Here is a 25,499-nt window from a genome sequence, read left to right as displayed (position 1 = left end):
ACTTATTAAAAAAAGGAGGAATATAAATGGAGTGGATATCAAATATAGTAGATAATACAAATAATATTCTATGGACGTATCTTTTAATCATATTATTATTAGCTGCTGGATTATATTTTTCATTTGGCTCTAAATTTGTACAAGTACGTCTTTTCCCAGAAATGTTTCGTTTAATAACAGAAAAAAGAGATGGTGAGTCGGGGGTTTCTCCGTTCCAAGCTTTCACGATTAGCGCAGCGTCTCGTGTAGGTACGGGTAATATAACAGGTGTTGCACTTGCTATAGGTGTCGGTGGTCCTGGTGCCGTATTTTGGATGTGGATTATTGCCATTCTTGGTATGGCAACCGCTTTTATTGAAAGTACACTTGCTCAAGTGTATAAAGTAAAAGACGGCGATACTTTTCGTGGTGGCCCTGCCTATTATATAGAAAAGGCATTAGGTCATAGAAAGTTAGGGATTGTTTTTAGTATCCTTTTAACATTAAGCTTTGGCTTTATTTTTAACGCAGTACAGTCTAATACGATTGCGACTTCTGTAGGTGAAGCATTTAATATTAGACCTTTTATTATCGGCATTGTATTAGTAGTGTTAACGGCTATGATCATTTTCGGTGGTGTACATAGAATTGTTAAATTTACACAAGTAATTGTACCTGTAATGGCCGTCTTTTATTTACTCGTTGCACTTTATGTCGTTGTAACAAATTTAGGGGAAATCCCAACCGTGTTTAAACTTATTTTCTCTCAAGCGTTCGGCCTACAAGAAGCTGCAGGCGGTGCCATTGGAGCAGCCATTATGCAAGGTGTTCGTCGAGGCTTATTTTCCAATGAAGCTGGTATGGGGAGTGTGCCGAATGCAGCAGCAACTGCCAATACATCACATCCTGCTAAACAAGGACTTGTGCAAAGTTTAGGCGTATTTTTTGATACAATTATGATTTGTTCTGCCACTGCATTTATCATTATTTTAGCGGGCTTATATAAAACAGGTGAAAGTAATGGAATCGTCCTTACACAAAATTCTCTAGCAGTGCATGTTGGTGACTGGGCTCCTTACTTTATCGCCATTAGTATTATTTTCTTCGCATTCAGTTCTGTTATTGGTAACTATTATTACGGTGAATCCAATATTGAGTTTATCAATGCTCATAAAAGCTGGATGACCGTTTATCGTCTACTTGTGCTGGCCATGGTAATGTTCGGCTCCGTAGCACAAGTTCAACTTGTTTGGAACTTAGCGGATTTATTTATGGGTCTTATGGCGCTCATCAATATTACGGTAATTATGATACTTGGTAAAATAGCTTTCCGTGTATTAGATGATTTTACACTACAACGAAAAGCAGGAAAAAATCCTGTATTTTACGCAAAGTCCATCCCTGGTTTGAAAAATACAGACTGTTGGGAAGATCATCGCTCATAAGAAAACGCCATTCCCTCAAGGATTACTTGAAGGAATGGCGCTTTTTTGGTGCCTGACACCCAAACAATTTTGAAAATTAAAAATTAGCTTTTTTTCATCGCTTCTGTAAATAGCTGCGATTGCCCTCTTGGAATACTCAATGTTTTCCATTCTTCCCCTTTTATTTGCTTCCCGACATAGATAATTTGCCCAACATGTGCTGCATAATGTGCCATCTGTCTTTCTATCGCATCAATCACTGTATGTTGTTGCCCTCTTATGAAGACATGTGCCATTAAATCCAGCTCGGTTAAGCTTAGTAGTGAATCTAAGAAGACTTGCCAACCCTTTTCCCAAATAGTTAGTAGCTCTTCTTTAGTATCAATACTATCAATAAATTCTTCATCACGATTTCTTGTTGTTTTTTCTCCATCTGTCGTTAAAAAGTCTGTCCATCTTGAAATCATGTTGCCACTTACATGTTTGACAATGACTGCAATACTATTGGACTCTTCATTGAAAGCCCAGTGCAATTGCTCAATATCTAATTGTGCGATTGCTTTATCACCGTCCGCTTTAATCGTTTTAAATCTTTCTCGTACAGCTTTTAAATATGTTTCACCTATGCTCATTTCTAACTACCTCCCCCTTGTGCCAGTCACCCAAACAATTCCCAATTCTCAAACTATTTCTCTGTGGATACAAGTTAATACCCGCGGAAAGCATGGTATTACCCGCGATTTACCACTGAATACCCGCGAAAAATCATGAAATACCCGCGATTTAACCTTAAATACCCGCGAAGTATTGTCATCATGCTACAAAAAAGCTAGCGCTATGTCAATGTAGCACTAGCTTATCATGTTATAAGTTTTCATCTATATACGTTTCTAAATCCGAAACAATTGTATCGATTGGAACATCGTTTGCATCTTTTGCGTATCCGTCATATTGTTTTACAAGAATTCCGTCTTTATCCACTAAGAAAAACTGAATACCGTGGATTACTTGATCTGAATTCGGGTCGTCTTTGACAAGTAATTTTGTTGATTTCACTGCATATTGCTCAATATATGACTGTGAATATCCTGTAAGGAGATTCCATTTAGATTCGTCAGGTACAGTGTATCTCGTTAAATAATCAGCTAGTACTTCCGGCGTATCCACCTCAGGGTCAACTGAAAAAGCGACAATATTATAATCCTCTATCCCTTTTTTCTTCAGCTTTTCTTGCACTTGCGTCATGTTAAACGTCATTGGTGGACAAACTGAATTACAATTCGTAAATATATACATGCCCAACCAAGGTTTCCCTTTTAAACTGTCTAGTGAAACAGTTTCTCCTCGTTGATTAATATGTTCAAAATCCTGCATTTCCAAACTATAATCAGCTTTAAACTTTGCGTTCCCGCATGCACTAAGTACAGTCACTAAAGTCAATAGTAGTACAAACCACATTACTTTATTTTTCATCTTTACACACTCCCTACTTACACTACCCCCATCTTATCGAATGATGTAAGCGTTGACAACCACCTGTCGTGACAGCTTTCGTACATCTTTGTGAAGTCAACTTCACTTAAGTGAAACAATCACATCATGAATCGCATCAAGCTTAACCTCTACTCGATGTAATAAGTAAAACGACATGAGGATAGGAAAACCAATATCAGATAACATTGTCAGCCATTGTTCCATACTGCCCTCTCCTTTCGACATGCTTTGCTTGTCTTAAAAATGGTCTTTGCAACAACTGCAAAGACCATGTCATTCATTCGTTCATGTTAAACGCTGAAACTTGACGATCAATCATACGTGCACCTTTTATGCCAACCAAAGCACCTGCTTGTCCACCAAATACATTACTCATAATGATTGTTTGCATCACTTGTTGAATTTCAGCAGATGTAACATGTGGCTTCGGTGCATCAATGGCAATCGTCGCCGTTTTTCCTAATGCTGTATGAAATTGCAACTCTAAAACTTTTGCCATCAGTCCTACCTCCTTTTTATTGTAATGACGACAATTCTGTTATTTCTTGCTTACTAATACTGTCAAGTGGCTTTGATGAAAGACTCGCAATCGCTTTCGCTACCGTTACTAACGCTGTTGGTGTATGCGTGTCGTTTACATTACGGTAGGTTTTAATTACAAATTTCGGCTTATTTGTTTCAGTATGTCCCACCACATACTTTAAGCGAAGGGATGCATCTAATAATTGGGTTTTTGCCATCCGTAACACCCCCTTTCTACACAATATATACAGCTATTTGTAAAAATAGGGACATGTTTCTCTTGAAAATTTAACGTAGAAAGCCATCAGCGACTGGGATAGGCATCGAGCAGTCCGCTGCTACCTGAAAAACCCTTTTTCCACCTTCATTATTCCTACATAAAAAAGCCCAGATACTCATATCTAATGAGCATCTGGTTGTGGCATCATCACCACTCGTTGCAATACGAGCATGTAATTTTTAACCTTCACTACTTACAAAATATCTAACCATGTTTTAATAGCTGTACCTAAAATTAATACTGCTAAAATTGCTTGTAGTGCTTTTGTATTGAGCTTGCCACCTATTTTTGCGCCAAGTGGAGCTGCAAGTAAACTTGCCACAATCATGATTGCTGCTGGCCCATAGTCGATTTGACCTGTCATAATTTTCCCTACTGTTCCACCGATTGATGAAATAAATGTTATCGCTAAGCTAGTGGCAATCGTCATACGTGTTGGGATTTTCAAGACAACAAGTAAGATTGGTACTAATAAAAATCCACCTGCTGCTCCAACAATCCCTGAACCAATCCCTACGACAAACGCTAAACCCGCTGCTAATGGTTTACTAAATGTAATCTGATCTAACTGCTTATCGTCAATTTGCTTTTTCGGAATAAACATCATAACAGCAGCAATTAAGGCTAAAACACCATATACAATATTTACTGCTGCTTCTGGTAACATGCTGGATCCAAAACTACCGATAAAGCTACCTATTAAAATTGCCGTACCCATAGTAAGAATTAGCGATTTGTTTAAATAGCCACTTTTGCGATATGCCCATACTCCTGCAATCGATGCAAAAAACACTTGAATAGCACTAATACCGGATACTTCATGTGCACTGAAAGCTGCTAGCCCAAATAATGGTGGAATATATAAAAGCATAGGGTATTTAATAATGGATCCCCCTACGCCTACCATTCCTGATACGAATGATCCGACAAAACCAATTAAAAATATGACAACGATGAATGAAAACTCCATCGTCACACCTTCTTTCTACCTTATTTTCTTTAAGTATAGAGTGTGAATTGCTTTAAAAATATAGGGGGAAGCCCCTATCCTTCAGAAGAAAAGGCGATTATTTATTGTCGATAAGAGGAGGAAAACGATAGATATAACACCCTAGCATAGAAAAAGCGATAAAGCAGATTGCTTTATCGCTCAGGGAAGATATATAGAAGGTTGTTCCATTACAAAACGTCAGACTTTAGAAAGAAAAAGACTTTATTGGGCAGCCCACGTATGCTACGTAATATACTTATTTGTAATACCGTATTGAATAAGCTCTGCCTTGCTTTTTAAATTTAGCTTTTGCATAATGTTGGCTTTATGGTTTTCTACCGTTTTAGCACTAATAAATAGCTTTTCTGAAATTTGCATATTCGTAAATCCTAAAATGGTTAATCGAACAATTTCCTGCTCACGTGTAGATAAGATATCGGCATTGTTTTTACCTTTTTTCTTAAATAACTTTTCTAGTTGACCTTTTGGTAAGCCCACTTCATAGTAGCGACGGCTTGTATAGACACTTTGAATCGCTTCGTACATTTCGCCACCTTGACTATTTTTTAAAATATAGCCATCTGCTCCTACTTCCATCGCTTGTTGAATATAGGCTATCTCATTATGCATTGTCAGCATAATTATTTTTGTGTCAGGTAAATTTTTTTTAATTTCCTTTGTCGCAGTAAATCCGTCCAACCCATTTGGAATTGATATATCCATTAAAATCACATTCGGCTCAGTCTGGTAGGCAAGCTGAATCGCCTCTTCTCCATCACTTGCCTCTCCTACAACTGTCATATCTGAATAATTCCCTAAAAGGAGCGCAATGCCCTTCCGTATTAAAACATGGTCATCGACAAGTAATATTTTAATCATATTGCGGCCTCCATCTTGGAATGACGATATCGATACATGTCCCTTGTCCTACTTTTGACAGAATTGAACAAGTACCACCCAACTGATCGACCCGTTCCTCCATATGCTTTAACCCTAGCCCTGCATTTTGAATCTTGTCCCGTTCAAAGCCAATCCCATTATCTTGAATGGTCATATAAATATGCGTATTGTCCTTTTTAATATGGATATGCACTTGGGTTGCTTTTGCATATTTAATAATATTATGCAATGCTTCTTGTGTAATTCGATATAAATTAATCTCAACTGCTGGGTCACATCGATCAAGACCACGTGTCGTTAATTGAATATCTAAACCCGTTATTTGTTTTTTTATCGCATCAATTGTCGCCTGAATAGTCGGCTCTAAGCCTAATTGGTCTAAACTGTGCGGTCGTAATTGGTGAGAGTATGCGTTAATGTCATTCATAACTTTTTGCAGTTCCGCACGCACCTCGGAAATATACTCATTCAACTGCGCATTATCTTGTACAAAAGATTCAATCGCTTGTAGCGCAATAGATACCGAAAATAAAGATTGGCCAACTCCATCATGTAGTTCTTGTGCTAAGCGTTTATGTTCTGATTCCTTTGCTTCGATTAATGCTCGAATCATTTTTTTATTAATGGCAGCCTCTTGTGCTTTTTTTAATGTTTCCTGATCACGTAAGACAAGTAAATATTCTGTTTCCCCTGTATTTTCATTAGCATAAATAGCGGCTGTGCTCATTTCGACATCAATCTTTCGACCATGATAAATGGGCATTTCCGATAAAAATGAAGGCACTTCATTGTTTGCAATTAAATAGCATGTTGGTTCACTCTGCTCCCTTTTACGAGTCATACAATAAGAACAATACGGCACAAAATCACCTTTTTGCCAACCAGTTAAGCGTTGTGCAGCAGGGTTCATCATAATGATTTCCCTGCTTTCCTTCATAATAATAATCCCATCTTGAATATGCTCATAAATTTGCTGTAAATACTCATTTTGTAGCTGGGAATGCATACTTTACACCTCCTTATACATCATTCCTTTTACTTTACACGGTCTTTTCATCATCGTGTAGCTATTTACACTATACCCTTTTTTTCGTAAAAAGCGGCTAGCCAGATTTAAATCCATTTGACTCTCTACTATCAGATGGACAGGGCGATTTTCGATTTGTTTATAAAAACGTGGTAAATAGCCGTATGGAATATGCTTACTATTATAAACTAAACAGCCGGTTGTATTGTAATCCCGTACATCAAGTATTTGATGTCCTTCAGCTACTTGACGGTACGGTATATCTTTTACCTGTTTGACAGGGACAAAACGAATATAATAAGCCCGTACTAAAACAATGGCTAGGGCAACAATTAGAAAAATGATCATAGAAACCTCCAAAAAGAGTGCCTCACATGGAAGGCACTCTTTGCACTAATTACTTTATTTTACTTCTTTCACCCATTGACCGTAGCCGCCAGTCATATTGACTAAATTGTGGAAGCCATTTGCTTTTAATACACTTGCTGCAATGGCTGAACGACCACCTGCTTGACATTGAACAATGAGTTTTTTATTTGGTACTTCGTCTAAACGATTTTTTAATGTACCAACCATTATGTGCTGTGCACCTTCAATATGTTCTTCATTATATTCTGTCAGATTACGCACATCTAATACAGCTACATCTTCTGTGTCCATCATCGCTTTTGCCTCAGAAGGTGTAATATTTTCATATGAATCTAGTTCATTCGCTTGCTCAATCATCGCTTCTACATCGGCATAACCTAGTACTTGGTCAATACCGATTGAGCGAAGTGCAATTAACATGTCTGGCATTTGAGCAGGGTTAGCAAGTAAATATAACGGTTCCTTGTAGTTAACAATCCAGCCCATCCAGTTTGTGAAGGAGTTATTAAATGGCACGTTCATCGTTCCTTTAATATGTCCTTGTGAGAAGGCTTGAGCATCTCGCGTATCTACTACTTGCTGACCAGCTGCAATCAATCCTTCAATTTCTTCAACAGTAGTAATGGCTTTTACCTCTGGTAAATTTTTAATTAACTCAATGCCAATTTTATTAACTGATTTCATCACTGCAAAGTAATAAGGTGGTTCTGGTTGACCATCTAATAAAGCTTTCACAAAGTCTGGCTCATTGTCGAATTGCATTGCCCAGTTGAATTGTTTTTCATAGCCTACTGTTGTCGATGGTACTGCACCAAGTGCTTTCCCACATGCGCTACCTGCACCGTGTGCTGGCCATACTTGTAAATAGTCTGGTAATTGTTTAAAGCGCTCTACAGATGTATACATCACTTTTGCCCCTGCATCAGCAGTCCCTTTAATACCAGCTGCTTTTTCTAATAAGTCTGGTCGGCCAATATCCCCCGCAAATACAAAGTCACCTGTAAATATTCCAATTGGTTTATCTGCTGCTGCACCATCTGTTAATAGGAATGAAATAGATTCTGGCGTATGACCTGGCGTATGCATCACTTCGAAAGTAAGTTTACCAAGTTCAAATTTGTCACCATCTTTTAATAGTACGTGTTGAATGCCCTCTAAGTTTTGATATTTCCAGTTTTCATCGCCTTCATCGGAAATGTACATCGTAGCACCAAAACGATCAGCTAATTCACGAGAACCTGCTACAAAGTCAGCATGGATATGCGTTTCTAATGCTCCTACGATTTTCATATTTTCCTTTTCAGCTACTTGGATGTATGGCTCAATGTTGCGCATTGGATCCACAATCACTGCCTCGCCTTTTCGTTGACAACCTACCATGTAAGAAGCATGTGCTAATTTTTCATCATAGAAATAACGTAATAACATAAAATTCTCTCCTTTTAATTGGATTGTTTATTTAAAATTTGGATTGTTGCTTGTACATATTTCAGTGACTTTTGAACACTCGGGTCTTTTAACCACTTCATAATCGTAAAGAGTTTAATTGGTTCTGTTGTTGCTTCTGCTTGTTGTTGTATATCTTTGACTAGCGAGTATCCTTGTTTTCCTTTTTCTACAATCGGTTCTGTGTAAGATTTAATACTTGCTGTCGCATAATCAATTGTTTGCTGATCGGCTAACACAGCTGTTACAAAATCGACTATATCCTCTAACTGATTGATCATTTGTAAAAGCTTCGGCAATTTTTCTAGTAAGCCAACTAATGCTTCCACCGTTTCAATATTTACGTTATAGCTTCGTACAAGCTCATCGTATTTTTGAATGGATTGCTGATCTTGCAATACCGCTTGTCCAAAACTTACGACATTCCCAATGGCTTGTAAGTTTTTTTCATATGTCGGCAATTGGCTTAGCAATGATACGAGAGCTGCTTGAACATCTGGCTGCTTTAGTTGCTCTAGTAACGGATTCGTTTCCACCACACATGCCTCCTTTCTACATCGTTCCTTTTAGCATGCCGTCCCAGTACATGATTGGTAATAAATCTTTTTTCATCATATACATGCTCGTACGTTCCACTGCTTGGTTAAATGGCATCGATTCAGCAGGCTCTTTTTTATAGTCAAACTCTGCTAAAATTAGCTTGTTATAACCTGTGACGATTGGGCAAGAAGAATAACCGTTATACGTTTTGTCCATTGTTTGATTGCGCATACATGCAACCACATTTTCAGCTACAACAGGCGCTTGTTTTCGAATGGCTGCTCCCGTTTTAGAGGTTGGCAAGTTTGCACAGTCGCCAATGCCAAAAACGTTTGCATATTTCTTATGTTGCAATGTATACATATCCACATCAACCCAACCATTGTCATCAGCTAAAGGGCTGTTCGCAATAAATTTAGGTGCATTCATATAAGGTGTGACGTGAATCATGTCATATTTCAATTGCTCTTTTGCGCCAGTATCTAGATTTTCAAAAATGGCGATTTTTTCATCCGCTTTAATCTCAATTAGGTTACGTCTGAATCGTGCATCAATTTGTTTGCGTTCCACTACTTTTTCTAACGCTTCACGGTATTTCAGTACATCAAAAATGGCTGGATTGGCAGAACCAAATACAACTTGCATATTTTGACGAACACCCGTTTTTCGGAAGTAATCTTCTGCTAAATGCATAATTTTTTGTGGCGCACCACCGCATTTTACAGGTGAATTTGGGTGTGTAAATAAGGCGGTACCCGATTTTAAATTGCGTATCGTTTCCCAAGTATAATCAACATGTTCAAATGAATAGTTACTGCAAACAGATTTTGTACCAAGTGCTTCTTTTAAGCCTTTAATGGCACCCCAGTTAATTTCAATCCCTGCTGCTACAACTAAGTAATCATATGAAATAGATGTTTGATCTCCTAGGATGACTTCGTTTTGTTCAGGTTTAAATTCAAGTACGGGTTGTTGGATCCATACTGCACCTTCTGGAATAAGAGATTCCATAGAACGTTCAGAATCTTCTTTTTTAGCAGCGCCTCCACCAACTAACGTCCATAACGGTTGATAATAATGTTTTGAGGCTGGATCTATTATCGCCACTTCATGATTGAGGCTTGGCGATTTTCGTAATAAGCGGGCAGCAACAGATATACCAGCTGTTCCCCCACCAACAATGACAATTTTGAAAGAATTTTTCATGCTTCTTCCTTCTTTCTGCATTTTGTGTTTGAAACTTACACTCTCATCATAGTGAAATCTATATGTAAAAAATATAGGGGTTTTCCCCTAAACAATGATTGTTTTAAAGGAAAACCCCTAATTTTAGTTGTGGATGTAACTTTTAAGGCAATTCAAACACTATTCACTAAAGAAGTGGATTACGCTACTGTCCATTAAGATGTTCTCAGCATCGGGTGAAACAACAGTTGATGCATTCAACCAACAGCAAGTATTCTACACAAACGCATAGAAGTGCAAATACGGCTTACAATAAGGAGGTTCGATAAGCGGAAGTTGACATCACGAAAAAACTACTATACAAAATGTGCAATCGTTATTTGATATAACGCTATCATTCAGTAAGTATACGCTGATTAGTTTGACCTCTTGAATAATCTACATGGAAATTGCATTATGTAGATTCTCCATCACGTAATGACATTTCCGTTCTAATTGTTCTTTTTTTCAATCTGTATCGTCATATGATGCAATGCAAATTCGTCGTGTAACAGATTTTGTATTTTCCGTAATACAATTTGTTCATCTGCTGCTTGATTTACCACTACTTGACAAGTTAAAGATGGGAAATCCATTGTAATTAACCAAATATGTAAATCGGTAATCTCTTCGACTTCCTCAACAGTCATTAACTTCGCTTTGACATCATCCGTTGGCAAATTTTCTGGAGCACTCTCCATCAAAATATTAAAGGAGTCCCGCGTAACACGATAGCCGCTAATAATGATAAGAAACGCCACAATCATACTTGCAATAGGATCGGCTAAATTCCATTGAAAAAATAAAATAAGCAATGCTGCCGTAATAGCTCCTACAGAGCCGAGAATATCACCTAAAACATGCAAAAAAGCACTTTTCACATTGAGATTATCATTATCCCCTCGTTTAAGGATAAACGCTGCGCCAATGTTGACCAGTAAACCAAGTGTTGCAACGATTAACATACCCGTACTTGCCACGGCTGGTGGTTCTGAAAATCGGCGAAAAGCTTCATAAAAAATATAAAGCGAAATGGCAATTAACGTAAGACCATTTATAAAAGCGGCAAATATTTCAAACCGACGATAGCCATACGTTTTTCGATTTGTTACGGCTTTTTGACCAATGGATACAGCAATATAGCTTAACCCTAACGCTGCTGCGTCACTTAACATATGGCCTACATCTGATAATAGCGCTAAACTGTTTGTCATGATGCCACCGATCACTTCGACAATCATAAATCCCGCTATAAGAAAGAAAGTCCATTTCAAGGCTATTTTATTTTTACTCCCATCCTGTTGCCCATGATTATTAAAATGTGACAAATTCATCATCCATTCTTTAATTTTTATATATTTTAAGCTGAACCAATTGAGCAGTTGGAGACCCTCACTGTTCCATTGCGGAATTTTACCTTGCTATCATTATGCCGCTCAATGGCTTTGCTATACACTCCTTTATCTAGCAGTTTCGCTCGTCCATTCAAGTATGTTTTTTGAATAATGTTTAGAGCTGTCAAAAAAATATCATTTTGTAGCCGATTTAGACAAAAATACCAGCCATTCCCTTTTAAATGAGTGGCTGGTTCTATATTTTATGGTTGGTAGCCCATTATAGAAATACTTTTTTACTACGTCTTGCGTTTTTTGATAGAAATTAATGATTTGCATGATAGATAGAATGCCTCTGACAGTCAAATATTTTACATATTTTTTCTAATACAGCACAGAGCAATAAACCAAATAACCAACAGAAAACAATAGTAAGTTCTAACCACTTGGCTAGTTCCTTCTGTTTTATAACCCACCACCTATCAACTGTCTAAAGAATAACCGATTATATTTCATAATTCAATATATTTTTATCGAAATACAATATATTTTTGAAACTAGTATTTGAATTAAATATTAGTCTCTCTTCTGACAAGCAGCTTGTAATTTGCAGGTTAATGTATATTTATTAAATACTTCGGAATCCTTATTTATAGATGAGTTAGAGTTAAAACGCCGATAGAAAAGTCAGGCTCAATATCACTCGGGTATTCAGGCTTAACTTCTAAAACTATTAGTTCATAAAGAGTTTCCTAAAAATTTTTAAAAAAATTATTTTAAAATATGTATACTTTTTTAATACTTATTCGTTATACAAATGTTAACACAAAAGAACAGGTGGGCCACATGACAGTTCAAACTTTAGAAGAGTTGTATAAATTAAAGTTTCATTTGATTTATCGATATTTATTAAAAATCGGATGTACACGAGAGGATGCTGAAGACATAGTTCAAAACACATTTTATAAGGCTATTTCTAAAATGATTCATTTAGAAACTGAAAACCCTTCTTCTTGGCTATTTAAAGTTGCTATTCACAACTATTATGACTTATGTCGAAAACAAAAACGGCACCCTAAAGTAGAAGTAAACGATGAATTTATTGAAAATCTTTTTGCAAATGTAGAATATGGTGAAGTATTTATTATCAATAAAGAAAATAGAGATGATATTCAGGCAATTCTAGAACGACTTAAACCTCTTCATGCAAATTTGCTATTACTGAAATACGAAATGGACTTAACCTATGAACAAATAGCCAATCTTTTAAATATGAAGGTTGATACCGTACGTACGACACTTTATCGAGCCCGCAACCAATTTAAAAAAGAATGGAGTGAATCCTATGGAAGAAGATGAAATTTCAGAGGATATTTTTGAATTTAATAATGAAAAAAATATAATTAAAAAGGCTAAACGACATAGTTATATACGAATAACATTAATAAGTGGACTTGTATCCATTATTGGAATAACATTTTTAATAATTTTAAAACTACAGATAACTCCTTTTTTGTTAAACAAGGAGATTTTAGCGAAAGATGCTTATTATCAAGTATACGGTGCAAACTCATATTTAAGCCCTTGGAATACAGATATTGCATTAATAGGATCAACTGCTACATCAACTCAATATAAACTGTTAAATGGTCACCCTGTATTTAAAAAACTAATCACATTAGATACAACACCACATGAAACGTATATTGAATCTGCTCCAAATAAAACGTTTACCTACTATGGACAAAATGTCATGAACTTTTACCATCCTAAAATTGACTATGAGAATGTAGCACATGACGATTTGTTACAAAATAAAACGTTAGACGACAAATTATTTGAATTGGGCATTTCTTTTGATAAAGACTACACAATATCTGAGATAAATGCCATGATCCCAAAAGGGTTAACAATACAATGGTATTGGCTAGATACATTTAGTAATGAAGAAATTTCAAACATGCAAAGTTCTGTTCAAACAGATACTAAAATTTCTGGATACGTATTTAAGGAAGATGAAGTTATTGGAATAAAAACTTTTTCCAATACAGGAGAAAAATACAGCAATCCCACTAAAGAATTTGTAAACTCTATCCAATATTTAATAGAAAATAATAGAGCATATAAAACAGATATGCAGGTTATTTTAGACTCAATCACCACAAATAAAGAGTTAGATAAAAGTAAAATTAACATAATTGGAGCTGTAGTTGTTGGGAATGCAACAACATTATCTAAACTTGCAAAAGAACCGTTCGTTCGAGCTTCAAGCTTTGGAGCGAATATTGATTCATATTAAAAGGAGAACATACACATGAATAAACCTATTCAATATATAATTTGGTCACTTATCTTCACTGTAGTTAATTTATCCGCAATTCAAATTGCTTCTTTTTCGTTGTTCACAACAACAGAAGGTACTTCAATTTTCTCACTTGATTATCTGATTGCATTTACAATTCTACTTGTAGCGAACTTTACTACTATCCAACTATTTTTAGCTATTAGAAAAAGTCATTATAAAGGATTAATAATTGGTTTAATAATTGCTGCTTTACAAGCAATTGGGTTATATATCTTTATTTATACCACAATGTTTAATTTCGGATTAATCCTTAGCGTGATATCTGTATCTGCCGCTCTTGTTTTATTAATTTTTGAAATAAAAAAGCGATAGGTTAATATATTTTCTTTTAAAACTTATCTTTGTTTTAATAATAAAACTGGATAAAATCGTGTAAAAAGTACGAGAAATCATTTAGAAACATTGATTTCCCGTGCTTTTTCTTATTCTTTACTAGCAAGTGACCATTAGTCATTATTGTAGAAACCTTCAAGTAAGAAACAGACATACACCTTAATCCTGTGCAATAAAATTTATCTAATCTTACATTTGTATCCACCTGCACCTTACTATGTTACGATTCTTGTAGATAAAATTTTTTAGCTAGTAAAAAAAGCAGTACTTTTAAGGGAGAATATGTCATGAAGAAAATAGTATTTCAATTGTTGATAATTGTATCGTGGATATATTGTTTGGGGTATATTTTATTCGATTTCCCTATTGATACTTTTGTCATGCGGGCGGTTAAATGTGTACTGTCTATTGTTTTTTCTTGTAGTCTATTGTTGTTTCTATTTAAAATTATTGATACTAAGAAACAGAAAAAAAGAGATGATTGAAGCTTTCAATCAATCCCTGCAACAGAAATGGCAAATTAACTGTAGCTCCTGCATCCATTCATCGCTCATTTCATTTAATTTGTGAGGTACGCTTTACAGCAAGACATTAATGCGTATTGTTTTTTTCTCCCCACTCACATAACTGTTCCAAAACAGGCAATAACGTTTCCGCTTTAGCTGTAAGACTGTACTCCACTTTAGGTGGAATCTGCGGATACTCTTTTCGACTGACTATTCCATCTGCTTCTAATTCTTTCAGTTGTGCACTTAATGTTTTAAAGGTAATTGCACCTATTTTGCGTTTCAAATCATTAAACCGAACCGTTTGATGTTCCGCCAAAATATAAATAATTAGCATTTTCCATTTACCACCAATTACTGATAATGTATAGCCAAACGGGGTTTCTTGGATAGTCCCCGTGTCTTTGTAATCAGCCAAACCCATATTTACACTATCCTTTCTGATAGTACCTTTCAAAAAAGTGCGTACTATTTTTTTGTTCGCGTTCATTTTATACTGACATTACTTTAAAGTAAAGGAGAGAAAAAAATGAAGAATATTACAATTTACAATCACGACCTTTGGGATCACGGTATTTCACAGGGCTACAGTGTCAACGGCACTATCTACATTTCGGGGCAGTTTTCCCATGATACGGAGGGTACATTCGTTGGCGATGGCGATATCGAAGCACAAGCACAGCAAACGCTTAAAAATCTAGATGGCATTTTGGAAAAATTCGGTGCAACAAGATCTAACCTTGCTTATATGGAAATCTATTTAACAAATGCGGAAGCACATACTGAACCAGTCCTTCGACTATTCAAGGACTACGTTGGGCAACATCGACCAGCCGGTAGCCTTATCGGCGTGACTTACTTGGCATCACCAGAACAACTAATTGAAATCAGCGCCATCGCACATACCAACTAAGGAAAGGCATGTTGTGTCAGTGAAAGTAAGCTTCGGCTTCGGACCATTAAGTTAGGAGCCCGCTTATAACACTAACCCCGAGCAAAGAACCTTTCAAGAAAAGCGGAACTATTCGGGGTTTTGTGTTTTTGAAAGGAATTTGCCATTCCATCACTACTAATTAAAACCTAGAAATTTTGTTGCAAGCTCTTTCTCTATAACTTTATCATCATCATCATATACTTTATACGCTTTGGCATTAGGTCTTGAACTTACAATAGTATGGATTTCCTGATCAATGAAATGGATGGCAACACCGTCATCCGTTGCAAAACCGGGTTTAATTTTTTTATTAGTAATAAGCTGTTGATACGAAGGTCTTCTATCCGATTCTCCATCATAATGGGGACAATTACTCCCTTCTAGGAAACCTAAACACTGTAAAGGTTCCAATCCATCCCCATAAGAATCTGTCACCCCTTCCTCAAACCAGCAAATGGAGCCCGCGCTAATACCAGCTAGTATTATTCCTTGCTCCCACGCTTTTTTCAAAATAGTATCCAATCCCCATTCTTTCCATAGCACTAATAAATTCTTTGTATTCCCCCCACCAACATAAATAATATCTTTGTCCAGTAAGAAGCTTTCTATATTTCTTGTAGGTGGGTTAAATAATGATAAGTGCGAAGGCTGACAATCCTGTTTTTCAAAGAATTGATAAAATCGACAAATGTAATTTTCTGAATCTCCACTTGCTGTTGCAAGAAAGCAAATTTTCGGATTTTTTTTCATAGATTGCTGAAGAATATATTGATCCAGCAAAGGATTTTCTGGCTCCATAGAAAAGCCACCGCCCCCAAGTGCTATAATTTGTTTCATAAGTCTACGTCCTTTCTTGTTTAATACGTTATACATTTTTTAACTTTTATTACCTATATTATTAAATAGTACCACTGAACAATAAATATCCCCATTGTTTTTAAGAAAAAAAGTTGGACAAACCATGATTGAACCGATGAATAGAATATGTTACACTCAATGAACGCTTATATTGGAGTGAGAAAGATGATACACATTTCAAGTTCACAAAACCTATATTTTTTTAATCAAAACCTTTGACTTAAAACGAGTCAAAGGTTTTTGTTGCTTTTAGGAAAGAATTTTATTGGAGGTATACATTTATGAATCAAAGCACAAATTCCAATACTACAATCGTTGCTGGATGGATTAGTTTAATAAGCAACATCGTTTTAACTATTTTAAAAATAGCAGTTGGTACTATCTTCCACAGTCCCGTTCTTTTAGCTGATGGCTATCATAATGCAGGTGATGTAATAGCAAGCGGTGCCGCTTTAACATCTATGCGTATTTCTAAACGTCCTGCCGACGAAGATCATCCATACGGACACGGAAAAGCAGAGGTAATTAGTTCCGCCATTGTAGGAATTATATTAATAATGGCAGCTCTTTATATTGCTTATGAATCCGTTACAGCATTCTTTCAGGAACCTGAAAAAGCAAGTTTAATTGCCTTTATTACGGCTATCATATCACTTGTTTGGAAGCTCCTTTTATACGTATATACGATAAAAATTGGCAAAAGAACAAATAGTAAAGGCTTAATTGCCACTGCTTATGATCATCTTGCTGATGTATATGCTTCATTAGCAGCCGTATTAGGAATCGGGCTTGCACTTGTTGGGGAAAATTATCATATTCATATCCTTACATATGGTGATCCCATTGCGGGTATCATTGTGACCATTTTAGTTTTCAAACTTGCCTATGGGATGTTATTAGAAGCTATCGACACACTTATGGAGAAAAGCGTAAGTCCTGATACACTAGCTAGTTTCAAAACGTTAATCCTCACTATTCCTGAAGTAAAACGAATAGATCGTCTACGAGCGAGAGAACATGGGCACTATGTATTAGTCGATTTGCGTGTGGGGGTACCTGCTGATTTAACAATCCAAGAAGGACATGATATTATTCGTAAAATCAAGAAAACGATAATGGAGAAACATCCGAATGTAGAAGAAGTTCTGATTCACCTAAATCCCTGGTACGATCATAATCAATAGAAGGAAAATCATTTGCACCTCCTAACGAAGCTTTATTCGTTAGGAGGTTTTTTAAAATTACAAGCAATGTTCTATGTAATAAACAAAATTTTTCACTGCAAATTGGCATATATCTACAATTGCAGGAGTATGGTAAGCTTGGTAAATAAGCTAAAAGTTTTTGTTAATCATATAGTTAGAAAGATGGTGTTCCATATAATTGGCTAGTGTAAATCATTCAATCGGGCAGTATGTAAATTCTCCCGAAAAGCTGAAAAAAATGTATAAAAGGGTTTTAATTGTAGTTAGTTTATCGCAAATTTTCGGTGGAGCAGGTCTTGCTGCTGGTATCACGGTAGGCGCTCTCTTAGCCCAACAAATGCTTGGCACGGACGCATTTGCCGGATTACCCTCTGCCCTATTTACATTAGGTTCAGCAGGGGCCGTTTTTATAGTGGGAAGACTTTCGCAACGCTATGGTCGCCGTATAGGGCTCGCTACTGGTTTTATCACTGGTGGTCTTGGCGCTATTGGCGTTGTTATCGCAGCATTAATTAACAGTGTTTTTTTACTATTTGCTTCCTTACTTGTTTATGGTGCAGGCACAGCAACAAATTTACAGGCTCGATATGCCGGTACAGACTTAGCAAATAACAAACAACGCGCAACGGCCATTAGTACTACGATGGTTATGACCACATTCGGGGTCGTAGCAGGACCAAATTTAGTGGATGTCATGGGCAAATTTGCGCTTTCTCTCGGTATTCCTTCATTAGCTGGTCCATTTCTATTATCTGCCATTGCATTTATATTAGCAGGTTTGGTTCTTTTCATTATGCTTCGTCCAGATCCTTTACTGCTAGCAAAATCGATAGAAGCTCACCAACATCAAATCGTATCTGGAGAAGCTCTTCATCAGGCGCCTCCTTTAATGAATAAAAAAGGTATCATCGTTGGCGCAGTTGTGATGATTCTTACGCAAATCGTTATGGTAGCCATTATGACAATGACGCCCATCCATATGCAACATCATGGACATAGTTTAGGTGCTGTAGGAATCGTTATTGGTTTCCACGTTGGTGCTATGTATCTTCCTTCTCTTGTCACAGGTATCCTTGTTGACAAGATTGGTAGAACAGCCATGAGTATTGCTGCTGGTGTTATTTTACTGTTTGCAGGTTTAATAGCGGCCTATACACCAAGTGATTCTATGTTTATGCTAATTGTTGCTCTTTCTTTATTAGGTATAGGATGGAATTTCGGCTTAATTAGCGGAACTGCTCAAATTGTTGATGCCACAGAACCTTCAACACGCGCTAAAATCCAAGGCACAATTGATGTTTTTATCGCATTGGCAGGTGCTTCAGGAGGGGCACTTTCGGGGATGATAGTAGCGAATTCCAGTTACGCCACTTTATCATTAACCGGTGGACTATTATCTTTATTATTAATCCCTGTGATTATCTGGTACCGTCAAGCAAAATTATGATTCAATCGACCGATCCAGGCTCTCAGTTTAATGAGACCTGGTTTTTTTGTCGATGTTAACCATCTATTCATCCCAAACTTGTCAGCAAAACCATCATGCCATTCGTTAAGCCGTGAATGATAATGGAAGGCCAAATAGAATTCGTGCGTTCATATGCTAAAGCAAAAATAATGCCACTAAAGAAGTTGACGGGCATGACATTATAGGTGGGGATATGAGCAATCGTAAAAATAAATGAGCTAAGGATAATGGCACCGACCAATCCTAAGCGTGTACGTAACCAGCGATATAAAAAACCTCGATAAAAAATCTCTTCGTATATTGGTGAAATAACAGCCGCAGAGAGAAAGGCTATTAGTACCGTAAAGAAGGTTACGTTCTGCTGTATGGCCTGTGTTTTGCTATTTTCCACCGAAAACCCAATATAACTTGTTAGCACAACGATTAGTAAGGCGCCAATCATTAACAGAACCGAATAGCATAGTATCGTTTTCCATTGCTTCAACGAAATTGATGTTATTCCTACTTCACGCCATGAAAGCTTTTTAGGACGTAGCGCTATAAAATAAACACCAAAAACAAGCGTAATTGCAATCGTGAACCCTGTTAATGTTCCAGCATATAGCTCATTACGAAACAAGTGAGCATACATTGGTTTCACTAGCCATTTAATAATGCCGATGACAACAACAAACTCTACTAGCAATAATAAAATAAATTCTCTCCATCCCCAATTATCTTGATTTTTCCAGTTCATTTGTTTCGTTTCCATTCTCTATCCTTCTTCCTTTATATGATGTAATCTAAGTGTATGAGATGACGTAACGTCACCCGCAATCTTTTTTTCAGGAGGAATGAAAATGAAACAATGGACGACTGGAGAGGTAGCGAAACAGCGAAATATTTCCATTCGCACACTTCGGTATTACGATCAAATTAATCTGCTTACACCAAGTTTTAAAGATGATTATGGACGACGATACTATTCAGAAGAAGACTTGTTTAAATTAGAGAAAATCATCATTCTAAAAACGCTGTCACTTCCACTCGATAAAATTCGTGATTTATTAGATAAACTTTCCTATAAACAAATTTTAATTTCACATCACAATTACTTACAAGAACGACTTGCTGAACTGCAAACAAGTATCTCTCATACGACATCATTGATTAATATGATGGATTTAGAAGAATCATTATCGTGGGAACATGTGACGGAACTCGTTCAACGTTCTCAAAGCACCTCTAAAAAATGGGTGGACTATTTCCAAGAGCATGAACAAACATTTTTACAACAAACTATTCCAAACCTCAGTAGCAATGACATAATGACACAGCAATATATTGGATTACTACGACAAATTGAATGGTGTATCAAAAACAATATTCAAGCTGAATCGGACGAAGGCTTTCAAATTGGTTCCAAAATAATCGAATTATCAAACGATACGTTTCAAGGCGACACGGATTTAATGGATCAATTTTGGGAGGTTCGAAAACTCCCTACAGAGAAAACAGGATTATACCCGATTTCAGCAGAGGTACTAGCGTATGTGGAACGTTGTATTGCTTATGTAACAGCTTGAAAGCAGGCAAATAAAAAGCTATAGGAGATAGCGTCCCCTATAGCTTAGGCAAGTCTTACGATAAAGTTAATCCATCTAAAAAAGCTTCAATCTCTTGTTGTGTTTTACGGTCCTTACTAACAAAGCGGCCAACTTCATTGCCTTTATCATAAGCTAGAAAACTTGGAATACCAAATACATCTAATGCAACACATAAATCGATGAAATCATCGCGGTCAATTTTCACAAAATGATAATTGCTGTAGTTTTTTCAATTGTCGGCATAATCGGATCAATAAATCGACAATCTCCACACCAGTCTGCTGAAAAAACAAATATTGTACGTTCACCTTTTTTTAAGTTTTCAAATTGCTCTATTGAGAGTAAATTTTCCATTAAAACAATCCCCTTTTTCACAGTTATTAATTCATCATAACATTTATTAAAATATGGTTAAACAATCATGCTTTGCATGTCCATCTAGCGCAATAAAAAAGATGCCTCTCGTTATTTTTTACATTGCTTTGCCATTTGCTCTGCTATTTGTTTTGAATTTGGTGTTGCTTCATTATTCAATTGTGCAATAATATTTCCATAGTCTGCATCATTACGGTTTTGACTTAATTTATAGGCAGCCTGTATATCGCTAATCTTTATTTTAAATCCAACAATACCTTTCATTTCTTTTTCTAAAAGCTCTGGTGAAAGGTTTTCCCATAAAACAGGTTGCTCTCTATGCTTCTCATATTTTTCTAACAGCCACGTTAAATCTTCGCTTAATTCATCTTTATCTAAAAGTGTTGCTGTGCCATAAATATGGACCGCCTGATAATTCCACGTTGGCACATTTTCGTGCGAATACCAAGAAGAAGAAATATACGCATGCGGCCTTTGGAACATCACTAGCACATCCCCACAAGATGCAAATGTTCTCCACTGTGGGTTCCCATATGCCATATGGCCAGTAAGATACGTGTCCTCGCCTTTTTTATGTAACATTAACGGTAAGTGAGTGGCAATTGGTGTGCCTTGTTTTGTTGTGACAAGTGTAGCAAAAGAGTTCATTTGAATAAACGCTTCAATTTCATGAACATCTGTCACTTTATAGTATTTAGGAATATACATAATCGTCCGCCTTTCCAATTTAGTGATTTGTATTTACTTTTAAATAGCCCGCAGCGTCTTCATCGAAATAAATGAAATAAAATTGGGAACCACGATTCACTAGTTCCCGCTCCAATTGTTGAGGGGAAATGCTCTATCCAAATAGGCTAGCATATTTTCAGGCTTATTTTGTTTGCTATATGTATCCTGAAACGTTTCAATACTTTTGTCTCGGAGTACATGTACATCTGCTTGCACTTTTTGATTTGTATAGTCATTTGATATACAGCCCCTTTATAAATCTTATTTCCTTGATACAGCACGAAAACATAGCACAGAAATCTGCCATAATTCAAATACCAAAATCCTAACTTTATTCTAGAAAAAAGACTTCACATGCTTTAAGTTACACAAAAGCGACACATATGTACTGTTCGTTCTGTAAGCTTTCAAGGTGATGGCTTTCGATTTCGGCAATATGGATACGACGGCTTTTTAATGTTCGGTCATATTCTCCTGCCCAAAACCTAATTAAGTCCACGTTTTGCTCCGGTTTGATATGTTGCTTTAAATAGCTTAAAAAATCATCTAAAAATTGTCAATTGCCCTCAATGCCATATACATAACTTTTTTCATTATACAGCGCTAAATCATAGGGCGGATTATTCCATTCGAAAATATGCAATTGACCGAAAGCTGATTCATCTGGCGCATAGACAATCCTTGCGTCATCATCCATCGAGTGCCAAGGCTGTTCTGGCGTATCCCCTGTTATCGGATGTAATTTTTTTAATTCTCTTACAGTGATTTCAGTAATTCCTGTACAATCTACTGTTTGTAATTCGCAATCTGCTACTAGAACGGAATATAACGTCATCTCTTTGACTCCTTCTATTTGCTCAAAACTGGCTTATTTAGTCTTCTACATTATAGTAAGTTACATAGAATTCAATTCATCCTATTTCGACACGCTTGTAATGAATCCCTTTTTACTTCCACTTTAACAAAAAAAGAATTTCCTAACTATTAGGAAATTCCCCTTGTTATCTCTTAACCTATTGTTTTGGTTGTAAATCCTCAATGGAATCGATATCCATATATGTAGGAACAACAAATCCATTTTTGGTCCCTGTTAAATTCTCTCCTAAATCAACAAAGTCATCTTTGTATTTTGCATAAAAGGAGCTATGTGTCGTTGGTAACCAAGCAGCGACAGTTGCATCGGCTACTCCTGATGCGATTGCTTGAAACATGATGGCAGGATCAACTGGGGTGATTGTGACTGTGTATCCAAGTTCTTCAAATACTGCTTGTAGTACACTGCTTGAAGCTCTTTCTGAATCCCATGGAGTGGATGCTAATTCAATTTCTTTGCCTTTCACTTTTGTCATCCCTTTTGTCCATTCATTTACCTTCTCTTCGTTTTGTGCAATCCATTTGTCTGCCGCCTCTTCAAAAGAAGTTGTTTGAGCTTCATACATTACAGCTTCCATATCTTCTGGTTCCCAATAGAATTGATTTAGAAGTGTATAGGCATCGGGTAAGTCTTTAGCCAAATCTTTGCGCACAAGTGTATTAATATTTTCCGTTCCACCTAATGTCCCTTGAGGGTCCTCTAAAAATTTTAAATCGTAGGATGAAAACATCCAATGCGGTGTCCATCCTGTAATAATAATAGGCTCTTCATTTCGAATAGCTTGCTCTAATGAACCTAACATCCCAGGTGTTGAACTTTCCTCCAGTTCCCAACCTTGCAAATTTTGATATTCCGCTAGCGTGTTTTCCGAAAGCTCCGTCAATCCTGCTCCTGGTTCAATCCCTATAATTTTATAATCAACCTGCTCACCTATGCTTTTGGTCTTGCCTGTTGCATCTCCATCATTTTTATCACCACATCCTGCTAATAGTAACGAAACAGCTATTCCAAAAGTAAGTCCTACTGTTTTCAACTTGACCATTTTACATCCCCCTTAATTAGAAGAGACTTTCCTTGTCTCTAGACCTTTGACCAACTTTATATAAGTTTATCTGGCTCAAAGTAACAACTTGATTTTAACAACAAGTTGTTACTTTTGTCAATTAAGGCAAATTTATATTTCCATTTAAAGGGATGTAAAAATAGCCCTGTTGGCTTTACTTTGCCCCTTCGATTTAATTTTCAAAATGGGCATCTTGTATCTTCCTTTTTAGAAATAACGAAAAAGACGATGACCTAAAACGTCAATCATCGCCTTATGTTCGAGTGTTCTGAAAAATACATTCATTACGAACCCCCTGTGCAGTATTTAGCCTAATCCTTGAGGAAAATTAAAGACATTAAACGGATCATACTTTTTATTTACCTGATGCAAGCGTTGTGCATTGCCTCCAAAATATTCTTTGTCATAATTTGAGAGATGATTGATTGGAAAATTTACATAAGAGCCTTCCGTAATGGTTTTAATAAATTCAAAACGTTGACGCACCCATGCTTCATTTTCCTTTGCGTATTGATCTTCTGTCCACACAGACTGAATACCCATAATATACTTAGCATTGCGATAGAAAAATGCGGTTTCCACTTTGCCAACTTGGCTAATTTCTCCGCCTAATGCATAAAAAGATATAGCCGTATACACGGAACCTTGTGGAGGATTATTTAGGAGCGCAACGGTGTTTTGAAGCTCCGCAAGTGTATAATGTCTTTGAACAAATCTACCTGTTGACTTAAATTTTTCATATGGTGGATAGGTTGCTTCTACCTTTTTAACCGCTTCTAAAAATGATAGTTGTGCTAGCTCTAGCTGAAACCCTTCTACCTCAGCAAAGGGCTGTAAAATTTTCTTAGCCATCTCCGAAGGTCCGTAAAAAAATCCGCTAGCAAAAATACCTAACCCTTCGCCTTCCGCATTATAAAAGCTTGCAACCACTGTCATTCGTTTATCTAACTGTGGCAACCAGTTTTGCCAAATATTCATTACTTGCATTTGCTTAGCTTGCGTTGTACCTACATAAAAAAATCTAATAAGTGTAATAGAAGCATTGATGGGCTTTGGCAACTGAAATGTCATACTGACCACAACTCCAAAGTTACCTCCGCCTGCCCCACGACACGCCCAGAAAAGATCCGCGTTACACTGTTTATTTGCTTTAATAAGCTTTCCTTCGTAATTAATTAACTCAAATTCAACTAAACTATCACATCCCAAACCGTATAGTCGACTAGAAAATCCCCAGCCTCCTCCGAGTGTAAACCCTGCTACACCAACAGTTGGGCAAGTACCACCTGGAAAAGTATATCCATTCGTACCAATAAACTCATACACCTCAGCATTTTTTGCTCCGGCTTCTATTTTTAAGCGATGACGTTTTTTATCCATTGTCATCGCATTCATTCGACTAATATCAATAACCAATACATAATCACCTGTAGAATATCCTTCATAATGATGTCCACCAGATCTGATTCGAATAGGTACACAATGTCTACGTGCCCATCGAATAGCATTGATAACATCTTGCTTTCTTTCACAATAAACGATTACAATTGGATACTTTTGTATTGCACGATTCCATTCCTGTCGTGCCTCATCATAATTCGCATCTTTTAACGTGACAACTTCACCAGTCAGCCCTTTAAAAAACAATGAATCCTGCTCCATTTCTTCACCTC

At 36.6% G+C, this 25,499-nt stretch carries 28 protein-coding genes and 2 pseudogenes; 8 read left to right on the top strand and 22 right to left on the bottom strand.

From position 1 onward, the window contains the following. The first annotated feature begins 26 nt into the window (after window positions 1-26). On the top strand, window positions 27-1,424 hold the full coding sequence (locus LO754_RS09125; protein WP_231786077.1) for an alanine/glycine:cation symporter family protein: 1,398 nt from the start codon (window positions 27-29) through the stop codon (window positions 1,422-1,424). An 83-nt stretch (window positions 1,425-1,507) separates the two neighbouring features. Here LO754_RS09125 and LO754_RS09120 read toward each other — a convergent pair whose 3' ends face one another. The 13 genes from LO754_RS09120 to LO754_RS09060 form a co-directional block, all read right to left on the bottom strand. Beyond that, complete coding sequence (locus LO754_RS09120; RefSeq protein WP_231786076.1) at window positions 1,508-2,035, bottom strand: DUF1572 family protein; 528 nt, start codon at window positions 2,033-2,035, stop codon at window positions 1,508-1,510. Between the two features lie 232 nt (window positions 2,036-2,267). Next, window positions 2,268-2,876, bottom strand: coding sequence for an SCO family protein (locus tag LO754_RS09115; protein WP_025219291.1), 609 nt, complete (start codon window positions 2,874-2,876; stop codon window positions 2,268-2,270). A gap of 102 nt (window positions 2,877-2,978) precedes the next feature. Then, the gene (locus LO754_RS09110) at window positions 2,979-3,101 is read right to left on the bottom strand and encodes a YvrJ family protein (RefSeq protein WP_080653352.1); all 123 of its coding nucleotides are present in this window, start codon (window positions 3,099-3,101) and stop codon (window positions 2,979-2,981) included. Between the two features lie 73 nt (window positions 3,102-3,174). Continuing rightward, window positions 3,175-3,396 (bottom strand): DUF2922 domain-containing protein, encoded by a 222-nt coding sequence (locus LO754_RS09105; protein WP_025219290.1) that lies wholly within the window; start codon window positions 3,394-3,396, stop codon window positions 3,175-3,177. A 16-nt stretch (window positions 3,397-3,412) separates the two neighbouring features. Then, window positions 3,413-3,637: a DUF1659 domain-containing protein gene (locus tag LO754_RS09100; RefSeq protein ID WP_024363568.1), complete on the bottom strand. Its 225-nt coding sequence runs from the start codon at window positions 3,635-3,637 to the stop codon at window positions 3,413-3,415. 255 nt (window positions 3,638-3,892) lie between these two features. Further along, a complete protein-coding gene (locus LO754_RS09095) occupies window positions 3,893-4,669 on the bottom strand; it encodes a sulfite exporter TauE/SafE family protein (protein ID WP_024363567.1) in 777 nt (258 codons plus the stop codon). 264 nt (window positions 4,670-4,933) lie between these two features. Continuing rightward, window positions 4,934-5,569 carry a response regulator transcription factor gene (locus tag LO754_RS09090; RefSeq protein ID WP_231786075.1) on the bottom strand — a complete coding sequence of 212 codons (636 nt, stop codon included), beginning with the start codon at window positions 5,567-5,569 and terminating at the stop codon, window positions 4,934-4,936. Next, window positions 5,562-6,596: an ATP-binding protein gene (locus LO754_RS09085; RefSeq protein ID WP_024363565.1), complete on the bottom strand. Its 1,035-nt coding sequence runs from the start codon at window positions 6,594-6,596 to the stop codon at window positions 5,562-5,564. Before LO754_RS09085 ends, LO754_RS09090 begins: the two co-directional genes overlap by 8 nt. Before the next feature lie 3 nt (window positions 6,597-6,599). After that, entirely contained in the window at window positions 6,600-6,965 is a 366-nt protein-coding gene (locus LO754_RS09080) for a sulfurtransferase (RefSeq protein ID WP_107894222.1), read from the bottom strand. 54 nt (window positions 6,966-7,019) lie between these two features. Further along, complete coding sequence (locus tag LO754_RS09075; RefSeq protein ID WP_231786074.1) at window positions 7,020-8,414, bottom strand: MBL fold metallo-hydrolase; 1,395 nt, start codon at window positions 8,412-8,414, stop codon at window positions 7,020-7,022. Between the two features lie 14 nt (window positions 8,415-8,428). After that, entirely contained in the window at window positions 8,429-8,968 is a 540-nt protein-coding gene (locus LO754_RS09070; RefSeq protein WP_231786073.1) for a hypothetical protein, read from the bottom strand. 16 nt (window positions 8,969-8,984) lie between these two features. Further along, the gene (locus LO754_RS09065) at window positions 8,985-10,178 is read right to left on the bottom strand and encodes an NAD(P)/FAD-dependent oxidoreductase (RefSeq protein WP_231786072.1); all 1,194 of its coding nucleotides are present in this window, start codon (window positions 10,176-10,178) and stop codon (window positions 8,985-8,987) included. A gap of 470 nt (window positions 10,179-10,648) precedes the next feature. Continuing rightward, window positions 10,649-11,530, bottom strand: a complete 882-nt coding sequence (locus tag LO754_RS09060) for a cation diffusion facilitator family transporter (RefSeq protein ID WP_435892065.1) — start codon at window positions 11,528-11,530, stop codon at window positions 10,649-10,651. A gap of 846 nt (window positions 11,531-12,376) precedes the next feature. On the opposite strand from LO754_RS09060, the gene LO754_RS09055 reads away from it, so the two are divergent. From LO754_RS09055 to LO754_RS09045, 3 genes are read left to right on the top strand one after another with little or no spacing between them, the layout of a single operon-like run. After that, window positions 12,377-12,889 (top strand): RNA polymerase sigma factor, encoded by a 513-nt coding sequence (locus tag LO754_RS09055; protein ID WP_167492657.1) that lies wholly within the window; start codon window positions 12,377-12,379, stop codon window positions 12,887-12,889. Further along, a complete protein-coding gene (locus tag LO754_RS09050) occupies window positions 12,876-13,829 on the top strand; it encodes an anti sigma factor C-terminal domain-containing protein (RefSeq protein ID WP_025219285.1) in 954 nt (317 codons plus the stop codon). The genes LO754_RS09055 and LO754_RS09050 overlap by 14 nt, the downstream gene beginning before the upstream one ends. A gap of 15 nt (window positions 13,830-13,844) precedes the next feature. Next, window positions 13,845-14,207 (top strand): hypothetical protein, encoded by a 363-nt coding sequence (locus LO754_RS09045; protein WP_025219284.1) that lies wholly within the window; start codon window positions 13,845-13,847, stop codon window positions 14,205-14,207. A 612-nt stretch (window positions 14,208-14,819) separates the two neighbouring features. Here LO754_RS09045 and LO754_RS09040 read toward each other — a convergent pair. Beyond that, window positions 14,820-15,158, bottom strand: coding sequence for a winged helix-turn-helix transcriptional regulator (locus tag LO754_RS09040; RefSeq protein ID WP_024363558.1), 339 nt, complete (start codon window positions 15,156-15,158; stop codon window positions 14,820-14,822). A 105-nt stretch (window positions 15,159-15,263) separates the two neighbouring features. Between LO754_RS09040 and LO754_RS09035 the strand changes: the two genes are divergently transcribed. After that, window positions 15,264-15,647: a RidA family protein gene (locus tag LO754_RS09035; RefSeq protein ID WP_231786070.1), complete on the top strand. Its 384-nt coding sequence runs from the start codon at window positions 15,264-15,266 to the stop codon at window positions 15,645-15,647. Between the two features lie 156 nt (window positions 15,648-15,803). Here LO754_RS09035 and LO754_RS09030 read toward each other — a convergent pair whose 3' ends face one another. Further along, window positions 15,804-16,505, bottom strand: a complete 702-nt coding sequence (locus LO754_RS09030) for a Type 1 glutamine amidotransferase-like domain-containing protein (RefSeq protein ID WP_025219280.1) — start codon at window positions 16,503-16,505, stop codon at window positions 15,804-15,806. Window positions 16,506-16,807: 302 nt separating this feature from the next. On the opposite strand from LO754_RS09030, the gene LO754_RS09025 reads away from it, so the two are divergent. Together LO754_RS09025 and LO754_RS09020 are read left to right on the top strand one after the other, a co-directional pair. Next, entirely contained in the window at window positions 16,808-17,710 is a 903-nt protein-coding gene (locus tag LO754_RS09025; protein ID WP_024363555.1) for a cation diffusion facilitator family transporter, read from the top strand. Between the two features lie 259 nt (window positions 17,711-17,969). Next, on the top strand, window positions 17,970-19,178 hold the full coding sequence (locus LO754_RS09020) for an MFS transporter (RefSeq protein ID WP_231786304.1): 1,209 nt from the start codon (window positions 17,970-17,972) through the stop codon (window positions 19,176-19,178). Between the two features lie 67 nt (window positions 19,179-19,245). On the opposite strand, the gene LO754_RS09015 is transcribed toward LO754_RS09020, so the two are convergent. Further along, complete coding sequence (locus LO754_RS09015) at window positions 19,246-19,950, bottom strand: CPBP family intramembrane glutamic endopeptidase (RefSeq protein ID WP_024363553.1); 705 nt, start codon at window positions 19,948-19,950, stop codon at window positions 19,246-19,248. 88 nt (window positions 19,951-20,038) lie between these two features. Between LO754_RS09015 and LO754_RS09010 the strand changes: the two genes are divergently transcribed. Further along, window positions 20,039-20,764 (top strand): MerR family transcriptional regulator, encoded by a 726-nt coding sequence (locus tag LO754_RS09010; RefSeq protein WP_024363552.1) that lies wholly within the window; start codon window positions 20,039-20,041, stop codon window positions 20,762-20,764. A 55-nt stretch (window positions 20,765-20,819) separates the two neighbouring features. On the opposite strand, the pseudogene LO754_RS09005 reads toward LO754_RS09010, so the two are convergent. From LO754_RS09005 to LO754_RS08985, 6 genes and pseudogenes are all read right to left on the bottom strand, one after another. Beyond that, window positions 20,820-21,139 (bottom strand): annotated as a pseudogene (locus LO754_RS09005) (thioredoxin family protein). A 111-nt stretch (window positions 21,140-21,250) separates the two neighbouring features. Further along, complete coding sequence (locus LO754_RS09000; protein WP_231786069.1) at window positions 21,251-21,868, bottom strand: FMN-binding negative transcriptional regulator; 618 nt, start codon at window positions 21,866-21,868, stop codon at window positions 21,251-21,253. Between the two features lie 25 nt (window positions 21,869-21,893). Next, window positions 21,894-22,105, bottom strand: a pseudogene (locus LO754_RS23725) (GNAT family N-acetyltransferase); the annotation flags it as partial. 340 nt (window positions 22,106-22,445) lie between these two features. Further along, entirely contained in the window at window positions 22,446-22,724 is a 279-nt protein-coding gene (locus tag LO754_RS08995) for a hypothetical protein (protein ID WP_231786068.1), read from the bottom strand. Window positions 22,725-22,902: 178 nt separating this feature from the next. Then, window positions 22,903-23,805, bottom strand: coding sequence for a glycine betaine ABC transporter substrate-binding protein (locus LO754_RS08990; protein ID WP_231786067.1), 903 nt, complete (start codon window positions 23,803-23,805; stop codon window positions 22,903-22,905). 327 nt (window positions 23,806-24,132) lie between these two features. Further along, window positions 24,133-25,488: an FAD-binding oxidoreductase gene (locus LO754_RS08985; RefSeq protein ID WP_231786066.1), complete on the bottom strand. Its 1,356-nt coding sequence runs from the start codon at window positions 25,486-25,488 to the stop codon at window positions 24,133-24,135. Window positions 25,489-25,499: the final 11 nt, after the last annotated feature.

The sequence above is a fragment of the Lysinibacillus sp. GJ-1 genome (assembly GCF_021166035.1).
Classification (GTDB): domain Bacteria; phylum Bacillota; class Bacilli; order Bacillales_A; family Planococcaceae; genus Lysinibacillus; species Lysinibacillus sphaericus.
This window is presented reverse-complemented; position numbering and strand designations above follow the sequence as displayed.

Excerpts from the sequence above, each read along its gene's own strand:
- LO754_RS09125 (WP_231786077.1), top strand. The coding sequence starts at position 27 with ATGGAGTGGATATCAAATATAGTAGATAATACAAATAATATTCTATGG.
- LO754_RS09120 (WP_231786076.1), bottom strand. The coding sequence starts at position 2,035 with ATGAGCATAGGTGAAACATATTTAAAAGCTGTACGAGAAAGATTTAAA.
- LO754_RS09115 (WP_025219291.1), bottom strand. The coding sequence starts at position 2,876 with ATGAAAAATAAAGTAATGTGGTTTGTACTACTATTGACTTTAGTGACT.
- LO754_RS09110 (WP_080653352.1), bottom strand. The coding sequence starts at position 3,101 with ATGGAACAATGGCTGACAATGTTATCTGATATTGGTTTTCCTATCCTC.
- LO754_RS09105 (WP_025219290.1), bottom strand. The coding sequence starts at position 3,396 with ATGGCAAAAGTTTTAGAGTTGCAATTTCATACAGCATTAGGAAAAACG.
- LO754_RS09100 (WP_024363568.1), bottom strand. The coding sequence starts at position 3,637 with ATGGCAAAAACCCAATTATTAGATGCATCCCTTCGCTTAAAGTATGTG.
- LO754_RS09095 (WP_024363567.1), bottom strand. The coding sequence starts at position 4,669 with ATGGAGTTTTCATTCATCGTTGTCATATTTTTAATTGGTTTTGTCGGA.
- LO754_RS09090 (WP_231786075.1), bottom strand. The coding sequence starts at position 5,569 with ATGATTAAAATATTACTTGTCGATGACCATGTTTTAATACGGAAGGGC.
- LO754_RS09085 (WP_024363565.1), bottom strand. The coding sequence starts at position 6,596 with ATGCATTCCCAGCTACAAAATGAGTATTTACAGCAAATTTATGAGCAT.
- LO754_RS09080 (WP_107894222.1), bottom strand. The coding sequence starts at position 6,965 with ATGATCATTTTTCTAATTGTTGCCCTAGCCATTGTTTTAGTACGGGCT.
- LO754_RS09075 (WP_231786074.1), bottom strand. The coding sequence starts at position 8,414 with ATGTTATTACGTTATTTCTATGATGAAAAATTAGCACATGCTTCTTAC.
- LO754_RS09065 (WP_231786072.1), bottom strand. The coding sequence starts at position 10,178 with ATGAAAAATTCTTTCAAAATTGTCATTGTTGGTGGGGGAACAGCTGGT.
- LO754_RS09060 (WP_435892065.1), bottom strand. The coding sequence starts at position 11,530 with ATGAATTTGTCACATTTTAATAATCATGGGCAACAGGATGGGAGTAAA.
- LO754_RS09055 (WP_167492657.1), top strand. The coding sequence starts at position 12,377 with ATGACAGTTCAAACTTTAGAAGAGTTGTATAAATTAAAGTTTCATTTG.
- LO754_RS09050 (WP_025219285.1), top strand. The coding sequence starts at position 12,876 with ATGGAAGAAGATGAAATTTCAGAGGATATTTTTGAATTTAATAATGAA.
- LO754_RS09045 (WP_025219284.1), top strand. The coding sequence starts at position 13,845 with ATGAATAAACCTATTCAATATATAATTTGGTCACTTATCTTCACTGTA.
- LO754_RS09040 (WP_024363558.1), bottom strand. The coding sequence starts at position 15,158 with ATGGGTTTGGCTGATTACAAAGACACGGGGACTATCCAAGAAACCCCG.
- LO754_RS09035 (WP_231786070.1), top strand. The coding sequence starts at position 15,264 with ATGAAGAATATTACAATTTACAATCACGACCTTTGGGATCACGGTATT.
- LO754_RS09030 (WP_025219280.1), bottom strand. The coding sequence starts at position 16,505 with ATGAAACAAATTATAGCACTTGGGGGCGGTGGCTTTTCTATGGAGCCA.
- LO754_RS09025 (WP_024363555.1), top strand. The coding sequence starts at position 16,808 with ATGAATCAAAGCACAAATTCCAATACTACAATCGTTGCTGGATGGATT.
- LO754_RS09020 (WP_231786304.1), top strand. The coding sequence starts at position 17,970 with ATGTATAAAAGGGTTTTAATTGTAGTTAGTTTATCGCAAATTTTCGGT.
- LO754_RS09015 (WP_024363553.1), bottom strand. The coding sequence starts at position 19,950 with ATGGAAACGAAACAAATGAACTGGAAAAATCAAGATAATTGGGGATGG.
- LO754_RS09010 (WP_024363552.1), top strand. The coding sequence starts at position 20,039 with ATGAAACAATGGACGACTGGAGAGGTAGCGAAACAGCGAAATATTTCC.
- LO754_RS09000 (WP_231786069.1), bottom strand. The coding sequence starts at position 21,868 with ATGTATATTCCTAAATACTATAAAGTGACAGATGTTCATGAAATTGAA.
- LO754_RS08995 (WP_231786068.1), bottom strand. The coding sequence starts at position 22,724 with ATGACGTTATATTCCGTTCTAGTAGCAGATTGCGAATTACAAACAGTA.
- LO754_RS08990 (WP_231786067.1), bottom strand. The coding sequence starts at position 23,805 with ATGGTCAAGTTGAAAACAGTAGGACTTACTTTTGGAATAGCTGTTTCG.
- LO754_RS08985 (WP_231786066.1), bottom strand. The coding sequence starts at position 25,488 with ATGGAGCAGGATTCATTGTTTTTTAAAGGGCTGACTGGTGAAGTTGTC.